Source organism: uncultured Ferrovibrio sp. (assembly GCF_937960835.1).
In the GTDB taxonomy this organism is placed as follows: Bacteria; Pseudomonadota; Alphaproteobacteria; order Ferrovibrionales; family Ferrovibrionaceae; genus Ferrovibrio.
The window spans coordinates 165,279-188,783 of the sequence record NZ_CALGPC010000011.1; the positions used below are offsets into that span (position 1 = coordinate 165,279).

Here is a 23,505-nt window from a genome sequence, read left to right on the forward strand (position 1 = left end):
ATGAGACACTTTCTATTTCTCCTTGCCCTGATGATAGGGGGGATCGGCGATCTGCGTGCGGCCGAAACCATCCTCAACCAGCAGGTCATCTTAAACAGCAACGATGGCACGCCACTGGCTGGCACCCTCACCATTCCGGCAAACATCACCTTCAAGATTCCGGGTGTCGTGCTGATCCAGGGCAGCGGCCCGACCGACCGTGACGGCAATCAGCCGCCAGTCTTGCGCCCTGACCTTCTGCGGCAGATCGCCGATGCACTGGCGCAGAACGGCATTGCCTCTCTGCGCTACGACAAGCGCGGCATGCACGCCAATGCTTCCCACCGTCCGGCGAATCTTGAGGATTACAAAACCTTCTTCGCCTGGGAGCGCTTCATCGACGACGCTTTCGCCGCCTACAACTTCCTGCGCGGTCAGGGGATCGTGGATGCCGACAAGGTAGGCCTGCTGGGTCATTCCGAGGGCGGCCTGATCGTGCTCGATCTCGCCAGCCGCTTGCGTGGTACGGAAACGCCGCGCGCCCTGGTGCTGGCTTCAACAGCCGGCCGCAAGATCGATCTCGTCATCCGCGAACAGCTTGAACGCCTGCTGACTGAACAAAAGGCAACACCAGCACAGCGGCGCTACTTCGTCGCGGCGAATGACAGGGTCCTCAAGGCGATCGCCGAAACCGGTGAAGTGCCAAGCGACGTGCCACCAGGCCTTGCGGGCCTATATCCAGCCTATATCGGCCCCTTCCTGCAATCCGAGCTGCGGCTTGATCCGGTCGCCCTGGCGCAAGGCTTTTCCGGGCCGGTACTCCTCCTGCAGGGCGATGCGGATCGCCAGATATCGCCCAAGTATGACGCGCTGGCGCTCGACCGCGCCTTGCGGGAGCGCAGCAACGATGACCATGCGCTTCTGATGCTGCCGCGCACCAGCCACAATTTGAAACGGCTGCAAAGCGATGAGGACCCGGGTATCGAAGGCGATATCGATCCCGGCATACTCAGTCAGTTGAGCGAGTGGCTGCTGAAAAAGCTCAGTCCGTAACCGCCGTCCGCCGGATGATCAGCAGATAGGACAGAAACGTCGCCGTTCCCATCGCCGCGATCGTATAGCTGAGCGGCAGCGCTGTCTCGTTCAGCGCATGGCCAACGAAAATGCCGACCACCGCCCCGGTGGTCATCTGCGCAAATCCCATCAGCGATGCCGCGCTGCCTGCCATTTTGGGAAATGGCTGCAATGCGCCAGCCTGTCCCTGCGGCATCGTCAGGCCCAGCCCGAAGGTGAACAGCATCATCGGCGCGATCATGCTCAGCCAGTGCCATGCCAGATCGTTGGCCCAGGCATAGGTCTGCAGCACTGCCATGACGATACCGCCCAAGGCGCAGCTTGCCGTGCCAAGCCCCAGCATCCGGTCCACGCCCATCCGCGTTGTCAGCCTCGCGCCGGCCATGCCGCCGCCGAGATAGCCGAACACGATGAGCGCGAAGCAATAGCCGAACGTGGTTTCACCCACGCCGAAGACACTGCGCAAGGTGAACGACGAGCCTGAGATGAAGGCGAACATCCCGCCATAGGAGAAAGCCACGCAGCCCACGTAGCCGCGGTAGCGGGCATGTCCGATCAGGCTGGCGAAGTTGCGCAGCATCGGCCCGATCCGGGTTGCCGCCGGATTGCGGTGCTGGTTGCTTTCCGCCAGCAGCAACAGCACGCATAGACCAAGCGCCACGCCTGCCGCCGCCATGGCGAGGAAATTTGCCTGCCAGCCGAACCAGCTTTGCAGATAGCCGCCCAGGATCGGCGCGACCGCCGGTGTCAGCCCCAGCGTCATTGCCATCAGCGACAGTGCTTTCGCCGCTTGCGCGCCTTCGAACAGATCGCGCGCGATGGCGCGTCCCAGCACGACACCTGCGCAGGCGCCCAGCGCCTGAAGGAAACGCCAGAAGATCAGCCACTCGATGCTGCCTGCCAGCGCGCAGCCGATGGAGGCAAGTGAAAACAGCGCGATGCCGAACAGCAAGGTTGGCCGGCGGCCGTAACGATCCGAAACCGGTCCATAGATAAGCTGTGTGACGGCAAAGCCGGCCAGGAAGGCGCTTAGCGTGAGCTGTACCGCAGCGGCATCCACCGCAAAGATGTCCGCCATCGCCGGCAATGAGGGCAGATACATGTCCGTGCTCAGCGGACCAAGTGCGGTCACGCAGCCCAGCAAGACGACCAGCGCCGTCGAATCCCCTCGCAATGGTCGCATGATGTCAGCCGTGCAGATGGAGCGCCGCGCCATGCCGGCGCAGCCAGGTTCGCGCCGTGCGCAGTTCGTTTTCGCTGCCGAGCAGTTGGGCACAAAGCCGCCAGAAGGCCGGGCTGTGGTCCATATGCTTCAGATGCGCCACCTCATGCGCCACGAGATAGCGGGTCACTACCGGCGGAGCGAGCAGCAGGCGCCAGGAGAATGACAGATGACCATGGGCAGAGCAGCTGCCCCAGCGGCTTTGCGTATCGCGCACGGTGATACGACTGATCTTGACGCCGAGCTCAGCCGCCATCTGCCGTGCCGCGGCGCCGAACTCATCCCGCGCACGCCGCTTCAGCCAGTCGCGCAGACGTCGCGGCAGATGCTCGGCCTGCCCGCTGACATGGATTTCCTTGCCCTCGACCCAGACACCGCCGCGCGCATCCGGGCGATGACGAATGATATGCGGCGCACCATTCAGCGGCAGAATCGCCCCGTCATGCCAGAGCTGGACTTGAGGCCGTTCATCCTGCCGCGCAAGAATCCACTCGGCCTGTTCGGCGACGAATCGCTGCCCTGAACGCAGGCTGGCCCGAGTCGGCAGCACCAGGATCACCGCCCCATCTCTCGGCATCACCCGCAGCAGCATCCGCCGCGCGCGCGAATTGCGGCGGATTTCAAACGGAAAACTGCGCTCGCCGACCACCAGCCGGTCGTGACTAATTACAAGAGGCGCCGAAGAAGGCTTGGTCAAGGCTGGGTTCCTGTCATATAAGTGTCATATAAGTGACCCACGACTGTCGTCGAACCAACCATAAAAAAGGGCCCGCCTCTCTCGACTCTGGGACGATTCATTAGCATCGGAGACAACAGAATGAAATCTGCAGGGAAACTCGCGCGCGCAGCCGTGACGCTGCTCGCTGGCACGGCGATCTTGGCAGGCGCCGGCCAGGCGCTTGCGCAGGATAACCGCATTGAAATTCATTGGTGGCATGCGATGGCCGGCGCCCGCGGCGAGCTGCTGAACCAGCTCGTCGAAGGCTTCAACAAGGGCCAGGACAAGTACAAGGTCATTGCCACGAACAAGGGCAACTATCCGGAAGCCATGACGGCCGCCATGGCCGCGTTCCGCGCCGGCAAGGCTCCGCATATCCTGCAAGTCTTCGAAGTCGGCACCGGCACGATGATGGCCTCCCGCGCCGCCATCAAGCCCGTCTACCAGCTGATGCAGGAGAACGGCTACAAGTTCGATCCGAGCACCTACATCACTTCGGTGACCGGCTATTACAGCACCTCGGACGGCAAGATGCTGTCCTATCCGTTCAACTCCTCCACGCCGATCATGTATTACAACAAGGACGCCTTCGCGAAGGCGGGCCTTGATCCGGAGAAACCGCCGAGAACCTGGCAGGAATTCGAACCGGCGCTGAAGAAGCTGAAGGAGTCGGGCAGCACCTGCCCGTTCATCACCAGCTGGCAGACCTGGGTGCACCTCGAGAACTTCTCGGCCCTGCACAACGTGCCCTTCGCCACCAAGGCGAACGGCCTGGACGGCCTGGACACCGAGCTGAAGTTCAACAGCCCGCTGCATGTCCGCCACATCACCACTCTCGCCAACTGGATGAAGGAAGGCCTGATGGTGTATGGCGGCCGCAAGAACGAGCCGAACGGCAAGTTCGCCTCGGGCGAATGCGCCATCCTGATGGAAAGCTCTGCCGGTTATGCCTCCTTCACCAAGGCGCCGTTCAAGTGGGGCATGGCGATGCTGCCGTATTATTCGGACGTTCAGGGCGCGCCGCAGAACTCCATCATCGGCGGCGCTTCGCTGTGGGTGATGGCGCGCCACACGCCTGAAGAATACAAGGGCGTTGCCCAGTTCTTCGACTACCTGGCTGCGACCGAGAACCAAGTGTTCTGGCACACCAAGAGCGGGTATCTGCCGATCACCCCGATGGCCTATGAAACCACCAAGTCGTCCGGTTTCTATGCGGCCAATCCGGGTACCGACGTATCGGTACGGCAGATGACGCTGAACCCGCCGACCGAAAACTCCAAGGGCCTGCGCCTTGGCAATTTCGTCCAGATCCGCGACGTGATGGACGAGGAGCTTGAGGCGGTCTGGAGCGGCAAGAAGCAGCCCAAGGAAGCCCTGGATACCGCGGTCGAGCGCGGTAACCGCTTGCTCCGCCAGTTCGAACGGGACGTCAAGCGGTAAGATAGGGAACTAGGTTCCCCCCAAACACAGCCCGCGCCTTGACAATGCAAGGCGCGGGCATTTTCTATGGCGCCCTATGGAAAAAAGAGTCGTCTTTCACAACAAATACCTGCCCTACCTGCTGGTTGCGCCGCAGATCGCAATTACGGTGATCTTCTTCTTCTGGCCGGCCAGCCAGGCAATCGTGCAGTCGGTGTTGCGCGAGGACGCTTTTGGCGTCAGCAGCCATTTTGTCGGCCTCGACAACTTTATCGCGCTTTTCGAAGACGAATATTACCTCAACTCCTTCAAGGTCACCGCGTTGTTCAGCACGCTGGTGACGGTCATCGGCCTTTCGCTGTCGCTGCTGCTTGCTGTTACCGCCGATCGCATCATCCGCGCGGCGACGCTGTATAAGACCTTCCTGATCTGGCCCTATGCCGTAGCACCCGCCGTCGCAGGTGCGCTCTGGGGCTTCGTCTTCCTGCCGGGTCCCGGCATCGTCGCCTACCTGCTGCAGCAGATGGGCGTGGACTGGAACTTCCATCTCAACGGCGCGCAGGCGATGTTCGTCGTCGTCGTCGCGGCGACCTGGAAGCAGATTTCCTACAACTTCCTGTTCTTCCTCGCCGGCCTGCAGTCGATCCCGAAATCCCTGATCGAGGCTGCCGCCATCGACGGCGCCGGACCGGTGCGGCGCTTCTGGACCATCGTCCTGCCGCTGCTGTCCCCGACCCTGTTCTTCCTCATCGTGGTGAATGTGGTCTACGCCTTCTTCGAGACCTTTGGCGTGATCCATTCGCTGACCCGCGGCGGTCCGGCCAAGGCCACCGAAATCCTGGTCTATAAGGTCTGGTACGACGGCTTCGAGGCGCAGGATCTGGGCGGTTCTTCGGCACAGTCTGTGATCCTCATGGCCATCGTCATCGGCCTGACGGTGATCCAGTTCCGTTACATCGAGCGTAAGGTCCACTACTGATGATCGAGCGTCGACCTATCGCCGATTTTGTCGGCCACCTGATCCTGATCGTGACGGTTCTGATCGTCGCCTTCCCGATTTATCTGGCCGTCATCGCCGCCTCGCACGACCTGGCCGGCATCTCCCAGGTGCCGATGCCGCTGCTGCCGGGCAGCGAGTTCTTCACCAACATGGCGAATGCGCTGCTGGAAGGCCCGAAGATCGTGGGCGTCGGCCGCGGCACCTCGGCACTGCTGCTGATGTCGAACAGCCTGATCATGGCGATCTCCATCGCGGTCGGAAAGATCATCATTTCCCTTCTGTCCGCCTTTGCCATCGTCTACTTCCGCTTCCCGCTCAGGACCTTCTTCTTCTGGATGATCTTCATCACCCTGATGTTGCCGGTGGAAGTACGCATCATCCCCACCTTCAAGGTGGTCGCCGATCTGGGCCTGCTCGACACCTATACGGGCCTGGTGCTGCCCTTGATCGCCTCGGCAACCGCCACTTTCCTGTTCCGGCAGTTCTTCATGACCGTGCCGGATGAACTGGTCGAAGCCGCTCGCATCGACGGTGCTGGTCCCATGCGCTTCTTCTGGGATGTCCTTGTGCCGCTGAGCCGCACCAGCATTGCTGCGATGTTCGTGATCCAGTTCATCTATGGCTGGAATCAGTATCTCTGGCCGCTGCTGATTGCGGCCGCGCCGGAATACCAGACCATCGTCCTCGCAATCGGCCGCCTGATGCGGGCGCCGGACGCCTATGAGGAATGGCCGCTGATCATGGCGATGGCAGTGCTTGCCCTGCTGCCGCCGGTCGTTGTGGTCGTACTGATGCAGCGCTGGTTTGTTAAAGGTCTTGTCGAAACGGAAAAGTGAGCGCCCGATATGGCGAAGGTGACGCTGAAAGGCGTGAAGAAAAGCTATGGCCAGGTGAAGGCCATTCATGGCGTGGATATGGAAATCCAGGATGGCGAGTTCATCGTCATCGTCGGCCCTTCTGGCTGCGGCAAGTCCACGCTGCTGCGCATGATTGCCGGCCTGGAGGCCATCACCGAAGGCACGATTTCCATCGGTGACCGCGTGGTCAACGATATCGAGCCGCGCGATCGCGACATCGCGATGGTGTTCCAGAATTACGCGCTCTATCCGCATATGAGCGTCTACGAGAACATGTCCTACGGTCTGCGCATCCGTGGCATGAGCAAGTCGGATATCGAGAAGCGCGTGCAGCGCGCCGCCGAGATCCTGCAGCTGCAGCCCTATCTGCAGCGCAAGCCCCGCGAATTGTCCGGCGGCCAGCGCCAGCGCGTGGCCATGGGCCGCGCCATCGTGCGCGAACCCAGCGTCTTCCTGTTCGACGAGCCGCTCAGCAACCTGGACGCCAAGCTGCGCGTGCAGATGCGCCTTGAGATCAAGCGGCTGCATCAGCAGCTCGGCGTGACCTCGATCTATGTGACCCACGATCAGGTCGAGGCGATGACCCTGGCTGACCGTCTGGTCGTGATGAATCTGGGCCGCGCTGATCAGATCGGTGCGCCGCATGAGGTCTATGCCCGCCCGGCCACGACTTATGTCGGCGGCTTCATCGGCTCGCCGGCGATGAACTTCCTGTCCTGCCGTGTCGAGAATGGCAGCGGCGGCCCGCGGGCCGTCCTCTCCGATGGCACTGCGCTGGCCTTGCCGACGGCCTGGTCGGTTCCGCCGGGTGAGTACACCCTCGGCATTCGCCCCGAGCATCTGCGCACCGCCCGCCCGGGCGAAACGCCGCATCTCATGCTCGAAGTCGATGTTGCCGAAGAGCTGGGCGCCGACACCCTGCTGCACGGCAAGATCGCTGGCGAGGAACTGGTCGCCCGTGTCCCGAGCTATGCCGGCTATCACGATCATTCCAAGCCCGGCCTGATCACGGACATCACCCTGGCGCATCTCTTCGACAAGGAAAGCGGCCTGCGCATCGCCGTCTAGCGGTAGCGGCCGCTGACAGGTCCAATCGCCTTCGGCATAATCGCGCCATGGACCGATCCCTGGTCCGGCGACTGAGCATTCGAGGCGATTGGAAGCGATGGCATGGCGCGACAGGCCGGTGGTCGTCACCGGGGGAATGGGCTTCATCGGCTCGAATCTGGTCTTGCATCTGACAAGGCTCGGTGCCGCGGTGACCGTTGTCGACCGCATGCTGGCGCAGTACGGCGCCAACCCTTTCAATCTCTCGAACGCGCCGAAAAATCTGACCCTGATTGAAGCTGATATTGGCGCCGAAGCCGCAATCGAAGCAGCCGTCCGCGACGCGGCCGTAATCTTCAATCTCGCCGGTCAGACCTCGCATATGGATTCGATGCAGCAGCCGCTGGAAGATCTGCGGCTCAATCAGGAAGCCAACCTGCGTTTCCTCGAACTCATTCGACGCGTCAATCCGCAGGCGCGGCTGGTCTTTAGCTCGACCCGGCAATTCTACGGCCTGCCACAATATCTGCCGGTTGACGAAAAACATCCCATCGCGCCGCCTGATATCAACGGCGTCCATAAATTCGCCGCGGAGACCTATCATCTGCTGTATGCGCGTATTTATGGATTACGTGCGACGGCCCTTCGTCTGACGAATGTCTACGGCCCTCGTATGCGCATTCGTGATGCCAAGCAAACCTTCTTGGGCGTGTGGATTCGCCATGTCATCGAAAACAGCCGTTTCGAAGTCTGGGGCGGTACGCAGAAACGCGACTTCACCTTCGTCGACGATCTTGTCTCGGCTCTCATTGCGGCTGCGGAGCAGGATGCCACCATCGGCCAGGCTTATAATGTTGGCGGCTGTCCGCCGGTCTCATTGAAGGATCTGGCCGATATGCTGATCCGCGTGGCGGGCCAGGGTCGCTATGATCTGCTGGAATTCCCAGCCGAGCGCAAAAAGATCGACATTGGCGATTACGTGGCCGATGACCGCGCCTTTCGCGCCGCTACAGGATGGCAACCTAAAACCTCACTGGAAGATGGGCTAGCGGCAACGGTCGCCTACTATCGCCAGCATGCCAGTCATTACCTCTGAGCGACGATCATGATCCCGCAGACCAATCCCAAGGCCGCCTATCTGGCGCAAAAGGCCGAGATCGATGCGGCGATCCAGCGCGTGCTCGATAGCGGCTGGTATATCCAGGGCGAAGAGGTGGCCGCGTTCGAACGTGAATTTGCCGCCTATACCGGCTCTGCTCATGCTGTCGCAGTCGCCAGCGGAACGGACGCCTTGATCGTCGCCCTGCGCGGGCTGGGTATCGGGCCGGGCGATGCGGTGATCACGGTATCCCATACGGCGGTCGCCACCGTCGCCGCCATCGAACTGACCGGCGCCATGCCTGTCCTTATCGATGTGGACGAATACTGGACCATGGATCCGGAGGCCCTGCACAGTCTGTTGCATCAATGGCCGGTGAACGCACCGAAAGCCAAGGCGATCGTTCCCGTGCATCTCTATGGGCAACCCGCGGCGATGACGACCATCCAGGAGATCGCCGAGCGGCATGGCCTGGTCATGCTGGAGGACAATTCCCAAGCTCATGGCGCCACGCTGGGGGGGCGCATGGTTGGCCGCTGGGGAAAGGCCGCCGCCTACAGCCTCTATCCAACCAAGAATCTCGGTGCGGTCGGCGATGGCGGCATCATCACGACAGATGATGCGGCGCTCGCCGGGACGCTGCGGGCGCTGCGCGAATATGGCTGGCGGGAACGCTACATCAGCGCCATTGCCGGCATGAACAGCCGTCTCGATCCGCTGCAGGCGGCGATCCTGCGCGTCAAGCTGACCCGCCTGCCGGAAGATATCGCCCGTCGGCGCGCCATCGCGGAGCGTTATATGCAGGGCCTGGGTGGCCTGGTCGGCCTGGGCCTGCCGCAGACGCGGCCGGGCGCGATGCCGGTTTACCATCAATACGTTATCGATGCCGGCGAACACCGCGACGAAATCCAGGCCCGCTTGAAGGAACGCGGTATTGGCACGCTTGTGCATTACCCGATGCCGGTGCATCTGCAGCCAGCCTATAAGGGCCGGATCGCGTTAGGTCCCGGCGGCCTGCCGCGCAGCGAACGGGCGGCCAAGAGCGTGTTGAGCCTGCCGATGTATCCGCAGCTGCAAGACGCCGAGGTGGAAGCGGTGATCGTCGCCCTCAGAAATATCTGGAGCGAGATTTAAGCCGACCGCGTGATCAGGAAGACGCCGATACAGACCAGCGCAATGCCGACAAGCTTCGAGGGCGTCAGCGCTTCGCCGTAGAGCCAGAAGCCGAGCAGCGCGACCAGCACGTATGACAACGATACGCTCGGAAAAGCGACTGAGACCGGGATCTTGCGCAGTGCCAGCATGTAGAAGACGGCAGCTGCGAAGTAGAGCGCAAGGCCAAAGACCGATTGCGGCGCCAGGAATTGCTGCAGCAGCGTTTCGCCTCCGGCACCCGACTTCAGCAGCATCTGCCCGGCGACACCCAGCAGGATGCCTGCAGCCAGCGCCAGATAAAACAGCGTCATGACTGCCCTCCAGAGATGGCGCGCGGATTGCGCTCGATGTCGCGTACGATGAATTGCGGCTTCTTGTTGATGGTCAGAAACAGCCGGCCGAGATATTCGCCGACCAGACCGAGCATGATGAGCTGCACACCCGCCAGCAGCAGGATCGCCGCCATGACGGAGGGATAGCCCCTTGGCGTGTTGCCCGATAAAGCCTCGATCAGGATGATCACGAAGGCGACCAATCCGAGAGCGGCCATGACGAAGCCGAGCATCGTGCCGACGCGCAGCGGCATCACCGAGAAATTCAGAAACATCGACAGGAACAGCCGCACCAGGCGCCGCAGCGTGTAGTTGCTGTGCCCTTTGGCGCGCGGCAGATGTTCGACCTGCAACCGGCCGATCTTCTGCGTCACCTGCATGATCAGGCCGTCGATATAGGGAAACGGCCCGGTATGCGCGACCACGTTATGCGCCGTGAACGCGCTGATGCAGCGGAAGCTGGACAGATACAGCCCGCGCGGCTTGTCGAGCAGGAAATCGGCACACCAGTTGGTGAAGCGGCTGCCCAGATTGCGCCAGGCCGCATGCTGCTTCTCGGCGTAATAGGTGTAGACGACGTCGAAGCCGTTTTCCTTCGTGTACTGCCACAGCCGAAGCACTTCCTCCGGCGGGTTCTGCAAATCGTCGTCCATGGTGATGATGTAGGCGCCGCGCGCCTGCGCCAGGCCCGCCATCACCGCGTTATGCTCGCCGAAATTCCGCGCCAGGTTCACCACCGTCAGCGCCACCTCATTGCGGCGGCATAAATCGCGGCAGACATCGAGGGAGTTGTCGGGGCTGCAATCGTTGACCAGCACGATCTCATGCCCGCCGGGAATCTCCAGCCGGCTCAGGGCTTCGACCAGTCTCGGCACACTGTCGGCGCCGTTATAGACCGGCACGACGATCGAAAGCGCGAAAACAGGTTCGTTCATGGCTTCCTGGCCCATACCCAAACCGATCCGCCGAAGGGCAGACCGAGCCCGCGGCGAGCCAGACGGCGCTCGACGGCGGTCATGGTGAAAAACAGCCGGTCCTGCCAAACCGGAAAGGCGCGGACGTCGCTGTCGGCTGCCTCGCGGCGGCCGGCAAGGAGCCGGTGCAGCAGCATTATCGGAAACAGCAGGCTGTTCCAATAGCCCGTTGCCACCTGGCCGAACCCGGCTGCAGCGACCAGCCCGGCCGCCTGCCCGGCCGTATAGCGGCGGATATTGTGTACCCGGGCGTCGTGGGCCGACATCATCCACTGATAGGCCGGCAGGTTGAGCAGCAAATGGCCGCCGGGCTTGAGGCAGCGCCAGAACTCCCCCAGCGCCGCCCCCTCCTGTACCCCGCCATGGCACAGCACGTCGGCGCTGACGATCGCATCGAAACGGTTGGCCGGGTAGGGCATGGCATTGACCGAACCGGTTCCGACCGGCAGGCCGGTCTTGGCACGCGCCAGAGCGGCCGCCTCGGGATCGAATTCCAGGCCAGAGAAGGCCAGATGCGGGTGCACCGCTGCAGCGCGCCGCAGCAGCCCTCCGGTGCCGCAGCCGGCATCGAGAACGGCGGCGCCGGCCGGCAATCCTGCCTCCCCCAGGCGGTCGCAAAGGCGGGCATGCAATGCGCGGTACCACCACATGGTATCCTCCAGCGCCGCCATCCGGTGGTATTCCTGCCGCTCCATCCGCCGTATCGTTTTTCCGGTTTGCCTTATAAGCTAGCGAATGGTTTACCAGCAGCCCTGATATTTACCAGTCTTGCCTCCGTTTCGGCCGGGACCGACGCCAGCCCATGAACCAGCCTCGCCTGCATGACCACGCGATCCGGCGTCGCGGCCTGGACTGGCCACGGCTGCTGCACGGCCTGGTGCTGGCGGTCTGCACGGCATGGCTGATCGGCTATTTCTTTCCGCCGCTGAACCACGACACGGCGGTGCTGCTTTACATTTCCAAAATCTGGCTCAATGGCGGGCAGCTTTATGTCGATGCCATCGACATCAACACCCCGCTGGTTTTCGTCATTCACCTGCTGCCCGAGGCCATCGCGAAAGTCACCGGCCTACCTGGCACCACGGTGCTGGTCGCCCTGCTGGGCCTAGGAATTGCCTGTTCCTTCCTGACCTGCCGCTGGGTGCTGGCCGCCAGCCTCGATCCAGCCCATACCACGGCGGATGCGCTGCTGCCGCTGCTGCTGCTGTTCCTGCTGATCGTCTATCCGGGCGAAAGCTTCAGCCAGCGCGAACACATCATGTTGGTGCTGGCCATGCCCTATCTGCTGGTCGCCAGCGGCCGCGCCGATGGCGAGGAGCTGTCGAAGAAGCTGAAGATCATCACCGGACTGATGGCCGGCTTCGGCTTCGCCATGAAACCTTACTTCCTCGGCATCCCGCTCTTCGTCGAACTGTATGTGCTGTGGCAGATCGGCTTCCGCCGCACGATCAGCGATCCAGCACCCTGGTCCGTGCTGACGGTCTGCGTCGCGCATGCGCTGTTCGCGCTGATCGTCACGCCGGAATATTTCACGGTCGCGCTGCCGCTGGCTTATTCGTTCTACAGCGACGTCAGCCAGAACAGCCTGCTGGATCTGGCGCTGGGCGCCAATCTCGGACCACCCACGCTGGTCCTGCCACTGCTGGGGATCGCTGCCTTCCTGGCCGTGCAGTCGCATCTGGCACGGGTGATCTTCCTGGCGGGCATGGGCTGCCTGCTCTCGGCCTACGCCCAGGCCAAAGGTTGGCCCTATCACGCCATGCCGGCACAGGCTCTCACACTTCTGCTGGCCGGCGTGATCATCGCCTATGTGATGGACCACGTCGTCTGGCCCAAGCGCGGTGATACCCGCCCTGCCAAACTGTTTGCGGCCTCGCTGATGCTGCTGGTCTTCTATCAGGAGGGCCTGCATAGCCGGCCCTTCTTCAAGCAGCTCGAATACGGGGATTCGTCGCTGCGCCGCCTGCTGCATATCGTCAGGCAGGAAACCCGCAACGACCGCATCCTGATCCTGTCGCCCGGCATCTATCCGCATTTCCCGCTGATCAACTATGCCAAGCTGCAGATGACCATGCGGTTCGAAAGCATGTGGTTGCTGCAGGGCGCTTATGCGGAATGCCAGGATCTGGCGCCGCTATACAATCCGCCGGAATCGATGAGCCCGGCGGAAGCCTTCGTCTTCCGCACGGTGCCGGAGGATTTCTACAAGAAAAAGCCGTCGTTGCTGATCGTCGACAACGTGGCCGGCGTGCCGCGCTGCCAGGAAGAGGCGTTCAACTATCTGGATTACTTCTCGCGCAATCCGCTGTTTGCGAAGCGGCTCGAGGATTACGACAAGATTCTCGACTACGACCGCTACACGATCTACCGCCGGCGGGAAAAGCCGTGATCTGGCCGTAGTCAGACGTGGAAGCTTTCGCCGCAGCCGCAGCGGCCCTTCTCGTTCGGATTGCGGAACACGAAGCCCGATTGCAGCTTGTCCTCGACCCAGTCGATCTCGGTGCCGAACAGATACATCTGTGCCTTCGGCTCGATCAGGACGGTTACGCCTTTATCCTCGACCACTTCGTCGAACTTGCCCTTCTCCTCGGCGTAATTCACGTCGTAGGACAGGCCCGAGCAGCCCTTCGACTTGATCCCGATGCGCAGTCCGATCACCGGCTTGTCCGCCTTCTCGATCAGCTCGCGGATACGCGCCGCGGCGGCGTCGGTCAAGGTCACCGCCTTGAAGGCGGGACGCTTCACTTCCGTTTCCGTCACAGCCATGGTTCCAGGCTCCTCACATCATTCCCAGTTCGAGGCGCGCCGCCTCGGACATATGTTCCGGCGTCCAGGGCGGATCCCAGACCACCTCGACGCTGACTTCCCCGACCCCTTCGATGGAGCGGGTCTTGTACTCCACCTCGCCCGGCATGGATTGCGCCGCCGGACAGTTCGGCGAGGTCAGCGTCATCTCGATCTTGACGTCGCGCGCCTCGTTCACCTCGACATTGTATATAAGGCCGAGTTCGTAAATGTTAACCGGTATTTCGGGGTCATAGACGGTCTTCAGCGCCTCCACCACCTGCTCCTGCAGGTCGGCCGGGCTGACCGCCTTCTTCTTCGCCTTGCCGGTATTTTCTGCCCCAGTGGCCGACATCACCCAAAAATCTCCCTGACACGCTGCAGCCCGGCACAAAGGGCGTCCACCTCCGCCCGGGTATTGTAGAGCCCGAAGGACGCCCGCACGGTGGCCGGCACGCCAAAGCGGTCCATCACCGGATGGGCGCAATGCTGGCCCACCCGCACGGCGATGCCTTCGCGGTCTAGAATGGTACCGATATCGTGAGGGTGAAGCCCCTTTAGCACAAAAGAGATCACCGGTCCCTTGCCTTCGGCCTCGCCGATGATGCGGAGGGAGTTGATCGTCTTCAGCTTCTCGGTGGCATAGACGAGCAGATCATGCTCATGGGCGGCAATCGCCTCAAGCCCGATGCCCTGGACATAATCGATGGCTGCTGCCAGCCCCACCGCCTCGACGAAAGCCGGCGTGCCCGCCTCGAATTTATGCGGAATCTCATTGTACTCGGTCTTGTCGAAACTGACCGCCAGAATCATGTCGCCGCCGCCCTGCCAGGGCTGCATGCTTTCCAGCAGCGCTGCCTTGCCATAGAGCACGCCGATACCGGTCGGGCCATAAAGCTTGTGCCCGGTGAAGACGTAGAAATCGGCATCCAGCGCCTTCACATCCACCGGGATATGCTGCACCGCCTGGCTGCCGTCGATCAGCGCCAACGCACCATGCTTGTGCGCTTCCGCGATGATCTCGGCCACCGGCAGCACGGTGCCCAGCGTGTTCGACACATGGGCCATGGCAACCAGCTTCGTCTTCGGCCCCAGCAGCCTGATGAACTCGTCCCAGATCAGCGCTCCGCGATCGTCGATCGGCGCGACCTTCAGCACGATACCGTGGCGGTCGCGCAGCATCTGCCAGGGCACGATATTGGCGTGATGCTCCAGATGCGAGATCACCACCTCGTCGCCCGGCTTCAAAAAGCTGTAGATGGCGCTGTAGGCCACGAGGTTGATCGCCTCGGTCGCGTTGCGGGTGAAGACGATCTCGCGGCTATCGGGCGTGCCGAGGAACCGCGCCACGGTCTCGCGCGCCTTCTCGAATTCATCGGTCGCAGCCTGACTCAGATGATAGATGCCGCGATGCACATTCGCATAAAGCCGCTCATACATGTGGCTCATCGCATCGATGACCACCTTCGGCTTCTGCGTGCTGGCTCCACTGTCGAGAAAGACCAGCGGCTTGCCATGCACCTTTTCCGACAGGATCGGGAAATCGGCGCGCAGGCGCTCGACATCGAATTCCGGCGTTGCAGGCGCCTTGGGAGCAGTCAGCGCACTCATGCCGCACCTGCCTTCAGCCAGTCCTCGACCAGCGCTTCGACCTTGTCGCGCAGATTGCCTTCCGGCACGGCCGCGATCACCTCATAGGCGAAGCCGCTGAGCAGCAGGCGGCGCGCGTCATCGTCACCAATGCCACGGGCCTTCATGTAGAAGACCTGCTGCGGGTCGAGATCGCCGATGGAAGCGCCGTGGCTGCATTTCACATCATCAGCCAGGATCTCCAGCTCGGGCTTGGTGTCGATCTGGGCTCGGTCGGCCAGCAGCAGCGTGCGGCTGAGCTGCTGGGCATCGGTTTTCTGCGCATGCGGCGCCACGCGGATGCCGCCCTGGAAGACGGCATGGCCGCGATCATCAACCACATGCTTGAAAAGCTGATTGCTGCGGCAGTCGGGCTTGGCGTGATGCAGATACAGCGTGTGATCCAGATGCGCCGTGCCACGCGCCAGCACTAGGCCCTGCAGATCGGCTTCCGCCCCGCTGCCGGCGAACTCGGCATGCAGTTCATGCCGAGCCACATTGCCGCCGGCCTGCAGCGAGACATGGGCGTAGCGCGCACCAGCGCCGATGGAGACCTTCCCCAGGGCCGCATGATAGGCAGCCGGGTTTTCAGCCTGCACGCGGACATGCGTCAGCCTGGCCTCTTCGCCCAGGCCGATGCGGCAGAAGATATTCGTCCAGCCCGGCGCGGCGATGCCGCTGTCGCGGTAGCCCTCGACAATCGTCGCCTGCGCGCCACGGCCCAGCAGCACCAGATGGCGCAGGTTGACCAGAGCGGGCGCACCAAAAGCCAGGATCTCGACCGGCTTGTCGAGGACAACGCCGTCCTGCAGACGCAGCACAAGGCCATCGCTGGCGAGCGCCGCGTTCAGCTCTGCCAGAATGGCGGCCTTGTCATCGCCCTCGCCGGCGAGCACATCCGCCAGCGCATCGCCCGCCTGCGCCAGCGGCAGCAGTGTGGCGCCATCGGGCAACCCGTTCAGGCGGGAAGCGGCGGCGTTAAGGCGGCCATTGATGAAGACCAGCCGGTAACTGTCCGCACTAACCAGCGCGGCAGCCTCGATGCGCGCAGCATCGATGCCGCCTTCATTGGCGGGCAGGCTCCACGCCTGCTTTTCCAGACCGGACAGGCTGGTGAATTTCCAGCTTTCGAGCTTGTGGTTCGGCAGGCCATGGCGGCGGAACGCTTCCATTGCCGCCTGCCGGCGCGCCGCGACAGCCCTCTGCTCCGCGCCGGGCAGCGCCGGCGCCGCGGCGCGGTAGGCCTCGGCTATGGTGTCAACGAAAGGTGCGGCAGACATCGTCATTCTCCGTCAGGCCGCATCCGCGACAATATCGGCATAGCCCTTGGCCTCAAGCTCAAGCGCCAGCTCCTTGCCGCCGGTCTTCACGATACGGCCCTTGGCCAGCACATGCACCACATCCGGCACGATGTAATCCAGCAGGCGCTGATAGTGGGTAATCACCAAAGCCGCGCGCTCCGGGCTGCGCAGCGCATTGACGCCTTCGGCAACGATCCTCAGCGCATCGATATCCAAGCCTGAATCCGTCTCGTCCAGGATCATCAGGCTGGGCTCCAGCATGGCCATCTGGAACACTTCGTTGCGCTTCTTCTCGCCGCCTGAGAAGCCCATATTCACGGCGCGCTGCAGGAATTTCTCATCCATTTGCAGCTGCTTCATCTTCGCCTTGGCCGTCTTCAGGAAGGTCATGGCGTCCATGTCCGGCAGGCCCTTGTGCTTGCGCACTGCATTCACCGCCGAACGCAGGAAGGTGGCGTTGGCAACGCCAGGGATTTCCACCGGATACTGGAAGGCCAGGAAGATGCCCTCGCGAGCGCGCTCTTCCGGCTCAAGCTCCAGGATGCTGCGGCCGTTGAAAAGGATGTCGCCCTCGGTGACCTCATAGCCGTCGCGGCCGGTCAGCACATAGGACAGGGTCGACTTGCCGGAACCGTTCGGTCCCATCACCGCGTGAACTTCGCCGGGTTTGATCACCAGGTCGATGCCACGCAGGATTTCCTTGCCGTCGACGGTGGCGTGCAGGTTCTTGATCTCAAGCATGGGGCAGGTCCTTCAAATTCTTTTTATCAGCCGACAGAGCCTTCCAGGCTGACGCCAAGCAGCTTCTGGGCTTCCACCGCGAATTCCATCGGCAGCTTCTGCAGCACTTCCTTGCAGAAGCCGTTGACGATGGTGGAGACGGCATCCTCTTCCGACAGACCTCGCTGACGGCAGTAGAACAGCTGCTCGTCAGAGATCCGCGAGGTGGTCGCCTCGTGCTCCACCTTGGCGCTGCGGTTCTTCACTTCGATATACGGCACGGTATGGCCGCCGCAGCGGTCGCCGATCAGCAGGCTGTCGCATTGCGAATAGTTGCGCGCACCCTGCGCATTCGGCATCACCCGCACCAGGCCGCGATAGGTGTTCTGTGCCCTGCCCGCCGAGATGCCCTTCGAGATGATCGTCGACTTGGTATTCTTGCCCAAATGAATCATCTTGGTGCCGGTGTCGGCTTGCTGGGCATTATTGGCAACCGCGACGGAATAGAACTCGCCGACACTGTCGTCGCCCTGCAGGATCACGCTGGGATATTTCCACGTAATCGCCGAGCCGGTTTCGACCTGAGTCCAGGAAATCTTCGACCGTGCGCCGCGGCAGGCGCCGCGCTTGGTGACGAAATTGTAGATGCCGCCGCGGCCTTCCTTGTCGCCCGGATACCAGTTCTGCACCGTGGCGTAGCGGATTTCGGCATCTTCCATGGCCACCAGCTCGACCACAGCCGCATGCAGCTGATTGTCGTCGCGCATCGGCGCGGTGCAGCCTTCAAGGTAGGAAACATAGGCGCCCTTATCGACGACGATCAGGGTACGCTCGAACTGGCCGGTCTTGGCCTCGTTGATGCGGAAATAGGTCGACAGTTCCATCGGGCAGCGCACGCCCGGCGGCACATAGACGAAGGAGCCGTCGGAGAACACCGCCGAATTGAGCGTGGCATAGAAATTGTCGGTGATCGGCACGACCGAGCCAAGATACTTCTGCACCAGCTCCGGATGCTCGCGGACCGCTTCCGACATCGAGCAGAAGATGATGCCCAGTTCCTTCAGCTTGTCCTTGAAGGTGGTGGCGACTGACACGCTGTCGAACACGGCATCCACGGCGACCCCGGCGAGGATTTCGCGCTCCTTCAGCGGAATGCCGAGCTTCTCGTAGGTTGCCAGCAATTCGGGATCGACCTCGTCGATGCTCTTCAGCGTCTTCTTCTTTGGCGCGGCGTAGTAATGGATGTCCTGGAAGTCGATCTTGGGATAGCTGACCTTGGCCCAGGCCGGTTCGCCCTTATCCGCCATCTTCAGCCAGGCGCGATAAGCCTTCAGCCGCCATTGCAGCATCCATTCCGGCTCCTGCTTCCTGGCCGAAATGAAGCGGATCGTATCCTCGCTCAGCCCCTTGGGCAGCTTCTCGGATTCGATGTCGGTGACGAAGCCGTATTTGTATTCACCGCCGAGATTGCGGACGGTTTCGATGGTTTCGAGATTGGCAGGCATGGGGCGAACCTGTCCTTTACTCAGGCGTTGGATACAGCCGCATTGGGACGCGGCGGATAGGGGCCGAAGAAGTCATAAGGCGTTGCAAGTTCGGCCAGCGTGACGCCCTCCAGCGCGGTGCGGATCGCGGTATTGACGCGATTGATCCCGCGCCGGGAGACGCAGAGGTTTTCACGGTCGCAGGCACTTGGCCCGCTGGAGCATTGCGTCAGGGCGATCGGGCCGTCCAAGGCGGTGACGATATCGGCCACCGAAACCTCAGCGGGCGGGCTGGCCAGGCGATAGCCGCCATGGGCGCCGCGCTGGGAGGCCAAGAGGCCCGCCTTGCTCAGCTTCGCCATGATCTTGGCCACGGTCGGACCGGGCAGGCCCGTCGCTGCGGCAGCATCCGTGGCGTTATGCACGCCCTGGGGCTCGGAGGCGATGTGGGCCATCACCATGACGCCGTAATCGGCCAGTCGGCTCAGACGCAACATCTTGCAAATCCTTCGCAATTTCAAATTCCGACCGGATCGGTCAGGATTGGCGCGCAAATAAGACCAAATCGGTCTGGTTTGCAAGATGATTTCCCGATAGACAAAGTCAAGCAGGCGGATCGGTCTGGGATTTCAGAGGAACCCGACATTTTTCATATTAGCGTTCCTGAATTTTCAGAGTTGCCGTAACCACTTTTGGCCCAGTTTTCAGCCCGAAATCGACCGCAGCCCGTGCATTCGGCTTTCGATTTCCGCTCTCCAGGCCTCATTTTGCGGTCCAGAGGTGTGATTATTCGCGTGTCGCAGGACACGAGCCATACGCCAGATCGCCTGCCCAGATGTTGAGGCGGCAATCAGACGGTCGAGAAATCCGGCTAAATCACCCTCTGTCCGGCGTCAGCACTGATGGGACCAAATCGGCTTAACTGAGAACGGAGGATTTCTGGTTCATCGTAGCCTTTCAAAGGAGCGAAGATGAGACAGAAATCCGGAACCGGGAAAGCGCCGGCAGAGCAGGTCATCAAAGACATCCGCCGCGCAACCCGCAAGCAATATTCGGCCGAGGAGAAGATCCGCATCGTACTGGAGGGCTTGCGCGGCGAAGAGTCGATCGCGGCGCTGTGCCGGCGCGAGGGGATCGCGGAGAGCCTTTATTACACCTGGTCGAAGGAATTCCTGGAAGCCGGCAAGAAGCGGCTTGCCGGGGATACGGCGCGCGCCGCCACCAGCGACGAGGTGAAGGTTCTGCGCAAGGAGGCGCGCGATCTCAAGGAGGTCGTCGCCGAGCAGGCGCTGGAACTGCGGATTCTTAAAAAAAGCATGATTGCGGATGGGGGCGACGACGAATGAGATACCCCGCATCCGAGAAGCTGGAGATCATTCGGCTCGTCGAGCAGTCGCATCTGTCGGCGCGGCGCACGCTGCAAAAACTCGGTATTCCGCGCTCGACCTTCAATCGCTGGTATGACCGTTTCCTGGCCGGCGGTGTCGATGCGCTGGAGGATCGCAGGCCCCGGCCGAACCGGGTCTGGAACCGCATCCCCGAGGAGAAACGCGATCAGATCATTGAGCTGGCGTTGAACGAGCCGGAGCTGTCGCCACGGGAACTGGCGGTCACCTTCACCGACACGAGGGGCTACTTCGTCTCGGAATCCTCAGTCTATCGCCTGCTCAAGGCCCACGGCCTGATCACCAGCCCCGCCTTCATCGTCATCAAGGCCGCCGATGAGTTCCACGACAAGACGACGGCGCCCAACCAGCTCTGGCAGACCGACTTTACCTACTTGAAGGTGATCGGCTGGGGGTGGTTCTACCTGTCGACCGTGCTCGACGACTTCTCTCGCTACATTATCGCCTGGAAGCTGTGCACCACGATGAAGGCCGAGGACGTCACCGACACGCTGACCATCGCGCTGCAGGCTTCTGGCTGCGACAGCGCCAAGGTGGTGCAGCGGCCGCGGCTGTTGTCCGACAACGGCCCCTCTTACGTCTCTTCCGATCTGGCCGCATGGCTATCCGACAAGGGCATGGAACATACGCGCGGGGCGCCCTGCCATCCTCAGACCCAAGGCAAGATCGAGCGATGGCACCAGACGTTGAAGAACCGCATCCTGCTCGAAAACTACTTCCTGCCGGGTGATCTCGAGCAGCAGGTCGCGGCGTTCGTCGATCACTACAACCACCGCCGCTACCACGAGAGCCTCGACAATCTCACCCCTGCCGACGTCTACTTCGGGCGCGGCGATATCATCACGCTGGAAAGGGAAAGGATCAAAAGCGAAACCATCAAACAGCGCCGCTTGCTTCATCGAGATGCAGCGGCCTAATGTGACAAACCTGATGGACAAGAGCCTCCGTTAGCTCACGCCGCCTGTTGTCCCAAAAACCCTGACGACGGACACGCCGCCCTCCGGTCAATGCTGAACTTGGGATTCCCGATCTAGTGTTGCCCGCTCTCGGAGTATTCGGCATATCGGGTGTCGGCAAAACGACGCTCATTCGGCAGTATCTCAGTATACGCCCAAATATACTATCCATCAGCGCAGGCCGTATCCTGCAAGACCGAAGTGGACGATCTGGGGAAGACCTCAGACGTGGCGCAGCAAATAGCGTTCAGGATACCCAGGCGGGCTTGATTGAAGGTTTTGCTGAGTTTCGGGCAGCAAATCAGGGATATGGCGTCATATTCGATGGTCACACTGTGATCGATTCCGACAGTGGCATAGTCGACGTTCCCCTAGATATCATTATCGGCCTTAACCTAAGTGCATTCGTGTACATTCGTGATGCTTCAGAGAGCATCGCCCGCCGCCGCGCAGCGGATACTGCCAGGCAGCGACCGGAGAGGACATCAGAGATACTCGCCTTGCACCAAGACCGAGCTCAGGCGTTAGCTAGAGACTACGCTGCTAAAGCCAATTCCTCCTTCGAGGTGATACAGGCTGGCGACATCGCGCGATTCCAAGCAGTGGCCGATAAACTGTTTGGAGTCTAAGCCGGAGCAAATTTCGCTCTGGGTCAAGCAGCCTAGGTGGCCATTTGCATAAGGCACCTATCCCAATGAGGTTCGCCACCGAAGCGTTCAACAAGACTCTCGATTAGGACCCGCACCTTGCCCGGAACATGGCTTCCAGGCGGTCGAACCACAAATATTCCGTAATCCTCGGTCGAGTAGTCTAGAAGCAGTGGCTCCAGCGCGCCACTCTCAAACTGATCATTGAGCAGGAATGTCGGGACGTCGGCGATACCTAAGCCAGCCACAGCCCATTCAACGATTGTCTCGCCGCTATCAGCCCGCAGCCGCCCGGACGGTCGAACCGAGACCCAGCGCCCTCCGGAGCGAAATTTCCAATCGGTGCCATTCCGACCCGAATATATGAGGCAGTCGTGGTTTGTAAGGTCGGTTGGAGTACTCGGCCGTCCTCTTTGGGCAAGGTAACCGGGGCTGGCAACCAGTGCCGACCTTACCGGTGCTATCCTGCGGGCAACAAGGCTGGAATCCTGGAGCGAACCAATCCGGATAGCGGCGTCGAACCCCTCGCTGATCAGGTCAACGCTTCGGTCACTGAAGGAAACATCAATTTCGAGCTTCGGGTGGCGTTTTGCCATGTCGGCAAGAACGGGCGTGACGTGACGAACCCCAAATGACTGCGGCGCGGAAATTCGCAGACGACCAACCACTTCGGCGCCGTGCTGAGCGACAACCTCACGCGCCATATCGAACTCGGCGAGAATCCGCTCGCACCGCGCCTTAAACTCAAACCCCGCTTCAGTCGGGCTCATTCCGTTCGTTGTCCGACTAAGTAGCCGGGCACCGAGTTCGGCCTCGATCTTTGAAATTCGGCGACTGACAACCGATTTCGAGATGCCAAGGCGCTTCGCCGCGAGGTTGAAACCTCCCGATTCTAGCACGTCAACAAAGCAACGCATGTCGTCCAGGTCCATGAAGGTGTTCCCCAATGTGCAACAGCTTGGTGCTGATGGCGCCTATTCTGGTGTGTACATGGCGTACCTATGTTGCCCCGGAGTAGAGGCACCAAAGGGATATTCCGCCATGTCAACCGCACTCGTTCTCCTAAATAGCGTGCTGGGCACAGAGTCCGCATCCAACCAATTGGTAGATGATGCGGTTGCCGAACTCCGCGCAACCGATCCTCATCTTCGGGTGATCACTCGCGACCTGGCGTCCCATCCAATTCCCCATCTGACCGCCAATGCAGTTGCGGTGATTCGTGGCGCCGAACCGAAGAATGCGGAGCAGATCGACGCTCGAGCCCTGTCTGACCAACTAATTGACGAGCTGCGGTCAGCGGACGTCGTCGTAATCGGAGCGCCGATGTATAACTTCGGCATACCGTCAACACTGAAGACCTGGTTTGACTACGTACTGCGGGCGGGAGTCACCTTTAGCTATGCGGACGCTGGTCCGAAGGGGCTAATCACCGGAAAGCGGGCCATTGTCATTCTGACTCGGGGTGGCCTTTACAGCGCGGGACCAGCCCAGGCCATGGATGCGCAGGAACCGCACCTCCGTACGATGCTGAACTTCATTGGCATCTTCGACATCACCTTCGTCCGGGCCGAAAGGCTGGCGTTTGGACCGGATGCACGAGAAAGCGCCATAGAGGCTGCCCGTTCACAAATTGGCGACACAGTCCGCCAGTTGGCAGTACCGGCCTAGGCCAAGGCCTCTGGACACTCGTGAGAACTGATCA

The 23,505-nt window shown here is 61.5% G+C and carries 24 protein-coding genes; 11 read left to right on the forward strand and 13 right to left on the reverse strand.

Going from position 1 to position 23,505, the window contains the following annotated elements:
- Entirely contained in the window at window positions 1-1,032 is a 1,032-nt protein-coding gene (locus Q0603_RS11860) for an alpha/beta fold hydrolase (RefSeq protein WP_298725865.1), read from the forward strand.
- Here the strand turns inward: Q0603_RS11860 and Q0603_RS11865 are convergent.
- Both Q0603_RS11865 and Q0603_RS11870 read right to left on the reverse strand, forming a co-directional pair.
- Window positions 1,022-2,236 (reverse strand): multidrug effflux MFS transporter, encoded by a 1,215-nt coding sequence (locus tag Q0603_RS11865; RefSeq protein ID WP_298725867.1) that lies wholly within the window; start codon window positions 2,234-2,236, stop codon window positions 1,022-1,024. The genes Q0603_RS11860 and Q0603_RS11865 overlap by 11 nt on opposite strands.
- Before the next feature lie 4 nt (window positions 2,237-2,240).
- The gene (locus tag Q0603_RS11870) at window positions 2,241-2,972 is read right to left on the reverse strand and encodes a SprT family zinc-dependent metalloprotease (RefSeq protein ID WP_298725870.1); all 732 of its coding nucleotides are present in this window, start codon (window positions 2,970-2,972) and stop codon (window positions 2,241-2,243) included.
- Window positions 2,973-3,092: 120 nt separating this feature from the next.
- Between Q0603_RS11870 and ugpB the strand changes: the two genes are divergently transcribed.
- From ugpB to Q0603_RS11900, 6 genes are all read left to right on the forward strand, one after another.
- Complete coding sequence (gene ugpB / locus Q0603_RS11875) at window positions 3,093-4,433, forward strand: sn-glycerol-3-phosphate ABC transporter substrate-binding protein UgpB (RefSeq protein WP_298725872.1); 1,341 nt, start codon at window positions 3,093-3,095, stop codon at window positions 4,431-4,433.
- Between the two features lie 76 nt (window positions 4,434-4,509).
- Window positions 4,510-5,391 carry a sn-glycerol-3-phosphate ABC transporter permease UgpA gene (ugpA, locus tag Q0603_RS11880; RefSeq protein WP_298725874.1) on the forward strand — a complete coding sequence of 294 codons (882 nt, stop codon included), beginning with the start codon at window positions 4,510-4,512 and terminating at the stop codon, window positions 5,389-5,391.
- Window positions 5,391-6,248: a sn-glycerol-3-phosphate ABC transporter permease UgpE gene (ugpE, locus tag Q0603_RS11885; RefSeq protein ID WP_298725876.1), complete on the forward strand. Its 858-nt coding sequence runs from the start codon at window positions 5,391-5,393 to the stop codon at window positions 6,246-6,248. The genes ugpA and ugpE overlap by 1 nt, the downstream gene beginning before the upstream one ends.
- A 9-nt stretch (window positions 6,249-6,257) precedes the next feature.
- Entirely contained in the window at window positions 6,258-7,337 is a 1,080-nt protein-coding gene (locus Q0603_RS11890; protein ID WP_298725878.1) for a sn-glycerol-3-phosphate import ATP-binding protein UgpC, read from the forward strand.
- Window positions 7,338-7,434: 97 nt separating this feature from the next.
- Complete coding sequence (locus Q0603_RS11895) at window positions 7,435-8,412, forward strand: NAD-dependent epimerase/dehydratase family protein (RefSeq protein WP_298725880.1); 978 nt, start codon at window positions 7,435-7,437, stop codon at window positions 8,410-8,412.
- Window positions 8,413-8,421: 9 nt separating this feature from the next.
- Window positions 8,422-9,549, forward strand: coding sequence for a DegT/DnrJ/EryC1/StrS family aminotransferase (locus Q0603_RS11900; protein WP_298725882.1), 1,128 nt, complete (start codon window positions 8,422-8,424; stop codon window positions 9,547-9,549).
- On the opposite strand, the gene Q0603_RS11905 is transcribed toward Q0603_RS11900, so the two are convergent.
- Genes Q0603_RS11905 through Q0603_RS11915 form a run of 3 tightly spaced genes read right to left on the reverse strand, consistent with a single transcriptional unit; the run spans window position 9,546 to window position 11,571 of the window.
- Entirely contained in the window at window positions 9,546-9,881 is a 336-nt protein-coding gene (locus Q0603_RS11905; RefSeq protein WP_298725885.1) for an SMR family transporter, read from the reverse strand. The two genes, Q0603_RS11900 and Q0603_RS11905, sit on opposite strands and share 4 nt — an antisense overlap.
- On the reverse strand, window positions 9,878-10,837 hold the full coding sequence (locus tag Q0603_RS11910; RefSeq protein WP_298725887.1) for a glycosyltransferase family 2 protein: 960 nt from the start codon (window positions 10,835-10,837) through the stop codon (window positions 9,878-9,880). The genes Q0603_RS11905 and Q0603_RS11910 overlap by 4 nt, the downstream gene beginning before the upstream one ends.
- Window positions 10,834-11,571 carry a class I SAM-dependent methyltransferase gene (locus Q0603_RS11915; RefSeq protein ID WP_298725891.1) on the reverse strand — a complete coding sequence of 246 codons (738 nt, stop codon included), beginning with the start codon at window positions 11,569-11,571 and terminating at the stop codon, window positions 10,834-10,836. The genes Q0603_RS11910 and Q0603_RS11915 overlap by 4 nt, the downstream gene beginning before the upstream one ends.
- 107 nt (window positions 11,572-11,678) lie before the next feature.
- On the opposite strand from Q0603_RS11915, the gene Q0603_RS11920 reads away from it, so the two are divergent.
- Window positions 11,679-13,265: a hypothetical protein gene (locus Q0603_RS11920; RefSeq protein WP_298725893.1), complete on the forward strand. Its 1,587-nt coding sequence runs from the start codon at window positions 11,679-11,681 to the stop codon at window positions 13,263-13,265.
- Between the two features lie 11 nt (window positions 13,266-13,276).
- Here Q0603_RS11920 and Q0603_RS11925 read toward each other — a convergent pair whose 3' ends face one another.
- From Q0603_RS11925 to Q0603_RS11955, 7 genes are read right to left on the reverse strand one after another with little or no spacing between them, the layout of a single operon-like run.
- Entirely contained in the window at window positions 13,277-13,642 is a 366-nt protein-coding gene (locus tag Q0603_RS11925) for an iron-sulfur cluster assembly accessory protein (RefSeq protein WP_298725895.1), read from the reverse strand.
- 13 nt (window positions 13,643-13,655) lie between these two features.
- Complete coding sequence (locus Q0603_RS11930) at window positions 13,656-14,015, reverse strand: SUF system Fe-S cluster assembly protein (protein WP_298725897.1); 360 nt, start codon at window positions 14,013-14,015, stop codon at window positions 13,656-13,658.
- Window positions 14,015-15,271, reverse strand: a complete 1,257-nt coding sequence (locus tag Q0603_RS11935; protein ID WP_298725899.1) for a cysteine desulfurase — start codon at window positions 15,269-15,271, stop codon at window positions 14,015-14,017. The genes Q0603_RS11930 and Q0603_RS11935 overlap by 1 nt, the downstream gene beginning before the upstream one ends.
- Window positions 15,268-16,569, reverse strand: coding sequence for a Fe-S cluster assembly protein SufD (gene sufD, locus Q0603_RS11940; RefSeq protein WP_298725901.1), 1,302 nt, complete (start codon window positions 16,567-16,569; stop codon window positions 15,268-15,270). The genes Q0603_RS11935 and sufD overlap by 4 nt, the downstream gene beginning before the upstream one ends.
- Before the next feature lie 12 nt (window positions 16,570-16,581).
- Window positions 16,582-17,331: a Fe-S cluster assembly ATPase SufC gene (sufC, locus tag Q0603_RS11945; protein WP_298725903.1), complete on the reverse strand. Its 750-nt coding sequence runs from the start codon at window positions 17,329-17,331 to the stop codon at window positions 16,582-16,584.
- Window positions 17,332-17,357: 26 nt separating this feature from the next.
- Window positions 17,358-18,815, reverse strand: a complete 1,458-nt coding sequence (gene sufB, locus Q0603_RS11950) for a Fe-S cluster assembly protein SufB (RefSeq protein WP_298725905.1) — start codon at window positions 18,813-18,815, stop codon at window positions 17,358-17,360.
- Window positions 18,816-18,835: 20 nt separating this feature from the next.
- Window positions 18,836-19,291 (reverse strand): SUF system Fe-S cluster assembly regulator, encoded by a 456-nt coding sequence (locus Q0603_RS11955; protein ID WP_298725908.1) that lies wholly within the window; start codon window positions 19,289-19,291, stop codon window positions 18,836-18,838.
- A 474-nt stretch (window positions 19,292-19,765) separates the two neighbouring features.
- On the opposite strand from Q0603_RS11955, the gene Q0603_RS11960 reads away from it, so the two are divergent.
- A protein-coding gene (locus Q0603_RS11960) for an IS3 family transposase (protein WP_298725910.1) occupies window positions 19,766-21,117 on the forward strand; the annotation gives its coding sequence in 2 pieces (ribosomal slippage) (window positions 19,766-20,102 and window positions 20,102-21,117; 1,353 coding nt in all).
- Between the two features lie 116 nt (window positions 21,118-21,233).
- Window positions 21,234-21,785: an AAA family ATPase gene (locus Q0603_RS19370; RefSeq protein WP_366132609.1), complete on the forward strand. Its 552-nt coding sequence runs from the start codon at window positions 21,234-21,236 to the stop codon at window positions 21,783-21,785.
- Between the two features lie 32 nt (window positions 21,786-21,817).
- On the opposite strand, the gene Q0603_RS11965 is transcribed toward Q0603_RS19370, so the two are convergent.
- Window positions 21,818-22,735 (reverse strand): LysR family transcriptional regulator, encoded by a 918-nt coding sequence (locus Q0603_RS11965; RefSeq protein ID WP_298725912.1) that lies wholly within the window; start codon window positions 22,733-22,735, stop codon window positions 21,818-21,820.
- A 109-nt stretch (window positions 22,736-22,844) separates the two neighbouring features.
- On the opposite strand from Q0603_RS11965, the gene Q0603_RS11970 reads away from it, so the two are divergent.
- Window positions 22,845-23,471 carry an FMN-dependent NADH-azoreductase gene (locus Q0603_RS11970; RefSeq protein WP_298725914.1) on the forward strand — a complete coding sequence of 209 codons (627 nt, stop codon included), beginning with the start codon at window positions 22,845-22,847 and terminating at the stop codon, window positions 23,469-23,471.
- Window positions 23,472-23,505 lie beyond the last annotated feature (34 nt).

Coding starts and splice junctions, on each gene's coding strand:
- Q0603_RS11860 (WP_298725865.1), top strand. CDS start 1: ATGAGACACTTTCTATTTCTCCTTGCCCTGATGATAGGGGGGATCGGC.
- Q0603_RS11865 (WP_298725867.1), bottom strand. CDS start 2,236: ATGCGACCATTGCGAGGGGATTCGACGGCGCTGGTCGTCTTGCTGGGC.
- ugpB (WP_298725872.1), top strand. CDS start 3,093: ATGAAATCTGCAGGGAAACTCGCGCGCGCAGCCGTGACGCTGCTCGCT.
- ugpA (WP_298725874.1), top strand. CDS start 4,510: ATGGAAAAAAGAGTCGTCTTTCACAACAAATACCTGCCCTACCTGCTG.
- ugpE (WP_298725876.1), top strand. CDS start 5,391: ATGATCGAGCGTCGACCTATCGCCGATTTTGTCGGCCACCTGATCCTG.
- Q0603_RS11890 (WP_298725878.1), top strand. CDS start 6,258: ATGGCGAAGGTGACGCTGAAAGGCGTGAAGAAAAGCTATGGCCAGGTG.
- Q0603_RS11895 (WP_298725880.1), top strand. CDS start 7,435: ATGGCATGGCGCGACAGGCCGGTGGTCGTCACCGGGGGAATGGGCTTC.
- Q0603_RS11900 (WP_298725882.1), top strand. CDS start 8,422: ATGATCCCGCAGACCAATCCCAAGGCCGCCTATCTGGCGCAAAAGGCC.
- Q0603_RS11905 (WP_298725885.1), bottom strand. CDS start 9,881: ATGACGCTGTTTTATCTGGCGCTGGCTGCAGGCATCCTGCTGGGTGTC.
- Q0603_RS11910 (WP_298725887.1), bottom strand. CDS start 10,837: ATGAACGAACCTGTTTTCGCGCTTTCGATCGTCGTGCCGGTCTATAAC.
- Q0603_RS11915 (WP_298725891.1), bottom strand. CDS start 11,571: ATGGAGCGGCAGGAATACCACCGGATGGCGGCGCTGGAGGATACCATG.
- Q0603_RS11920 (WP_298725893.1), top strand. CDS start 11,679: ATGAACCAGCCTCGCCTGCATGACCACGCGATCCGGCGTCGCGGCCTG.
- Q0603_RS11925 (WP_298725895.1), bottom strand. CDS start 13,642: ATGGCTGTGACGGAAACGGAAGTGAAGCGTCCCGCCTTCAAGGCGGTG.
- Q0603_RS11930 (WP_298725897.1), bottom strand. CDS start 14,015: ATGTCGGCCACTGGGGCAGAAAATACCGGCAAGGCGAAGAAGAAGGCG.
- Q0603_RS11935 (WP_298725899.1), bottom strand. CDS start 15,271: ATGAGTGCGCTGACTGCTCCCAAGGCGCCTGCAACGCCGGAATTCGAT.
- sufD (WP_298725901.1), bottom strand. CDS start 16,569: ATGTCTGCCGCACCTTTCGTTGACACCATAGCCGAGGCCTACCGCGCC.
- sufC (WP_298725903.1), bottom strand. CDS start 17,331: ATGCTTGAGATCAAGAACCTGCACGCCACCGTCGACGGCAAGGAAATC.
- sufB (WP_298725905.1), bottom strand. CDS start 18,815: ATGCCTGCCAATCTCGAAACCATCGAAACCGTCCGCAATCTCGGCGGT.
- Q0603_RS11955 (WP_298725908.1), bottom strand. CDS start 19,291: ATGTTGCGTCTGAGCCGACTGGCCGATTACGGCGTCATGGTGATGGCC.
- Q0603_RS11965 (WP_298725912.1), bottom strand. CDS start 22,735: ATGGACCTGGACGACATGCGTTGCTTTGTTGACGTGCTAGAATCGGGA.
- Q0603_RS11970 (WP_298725914.1), top strand. CDS start 22,845: ATGTCAACCGCACTCGTTCTCCTAAATAGCGTGCTGGGCACAGAGTCC.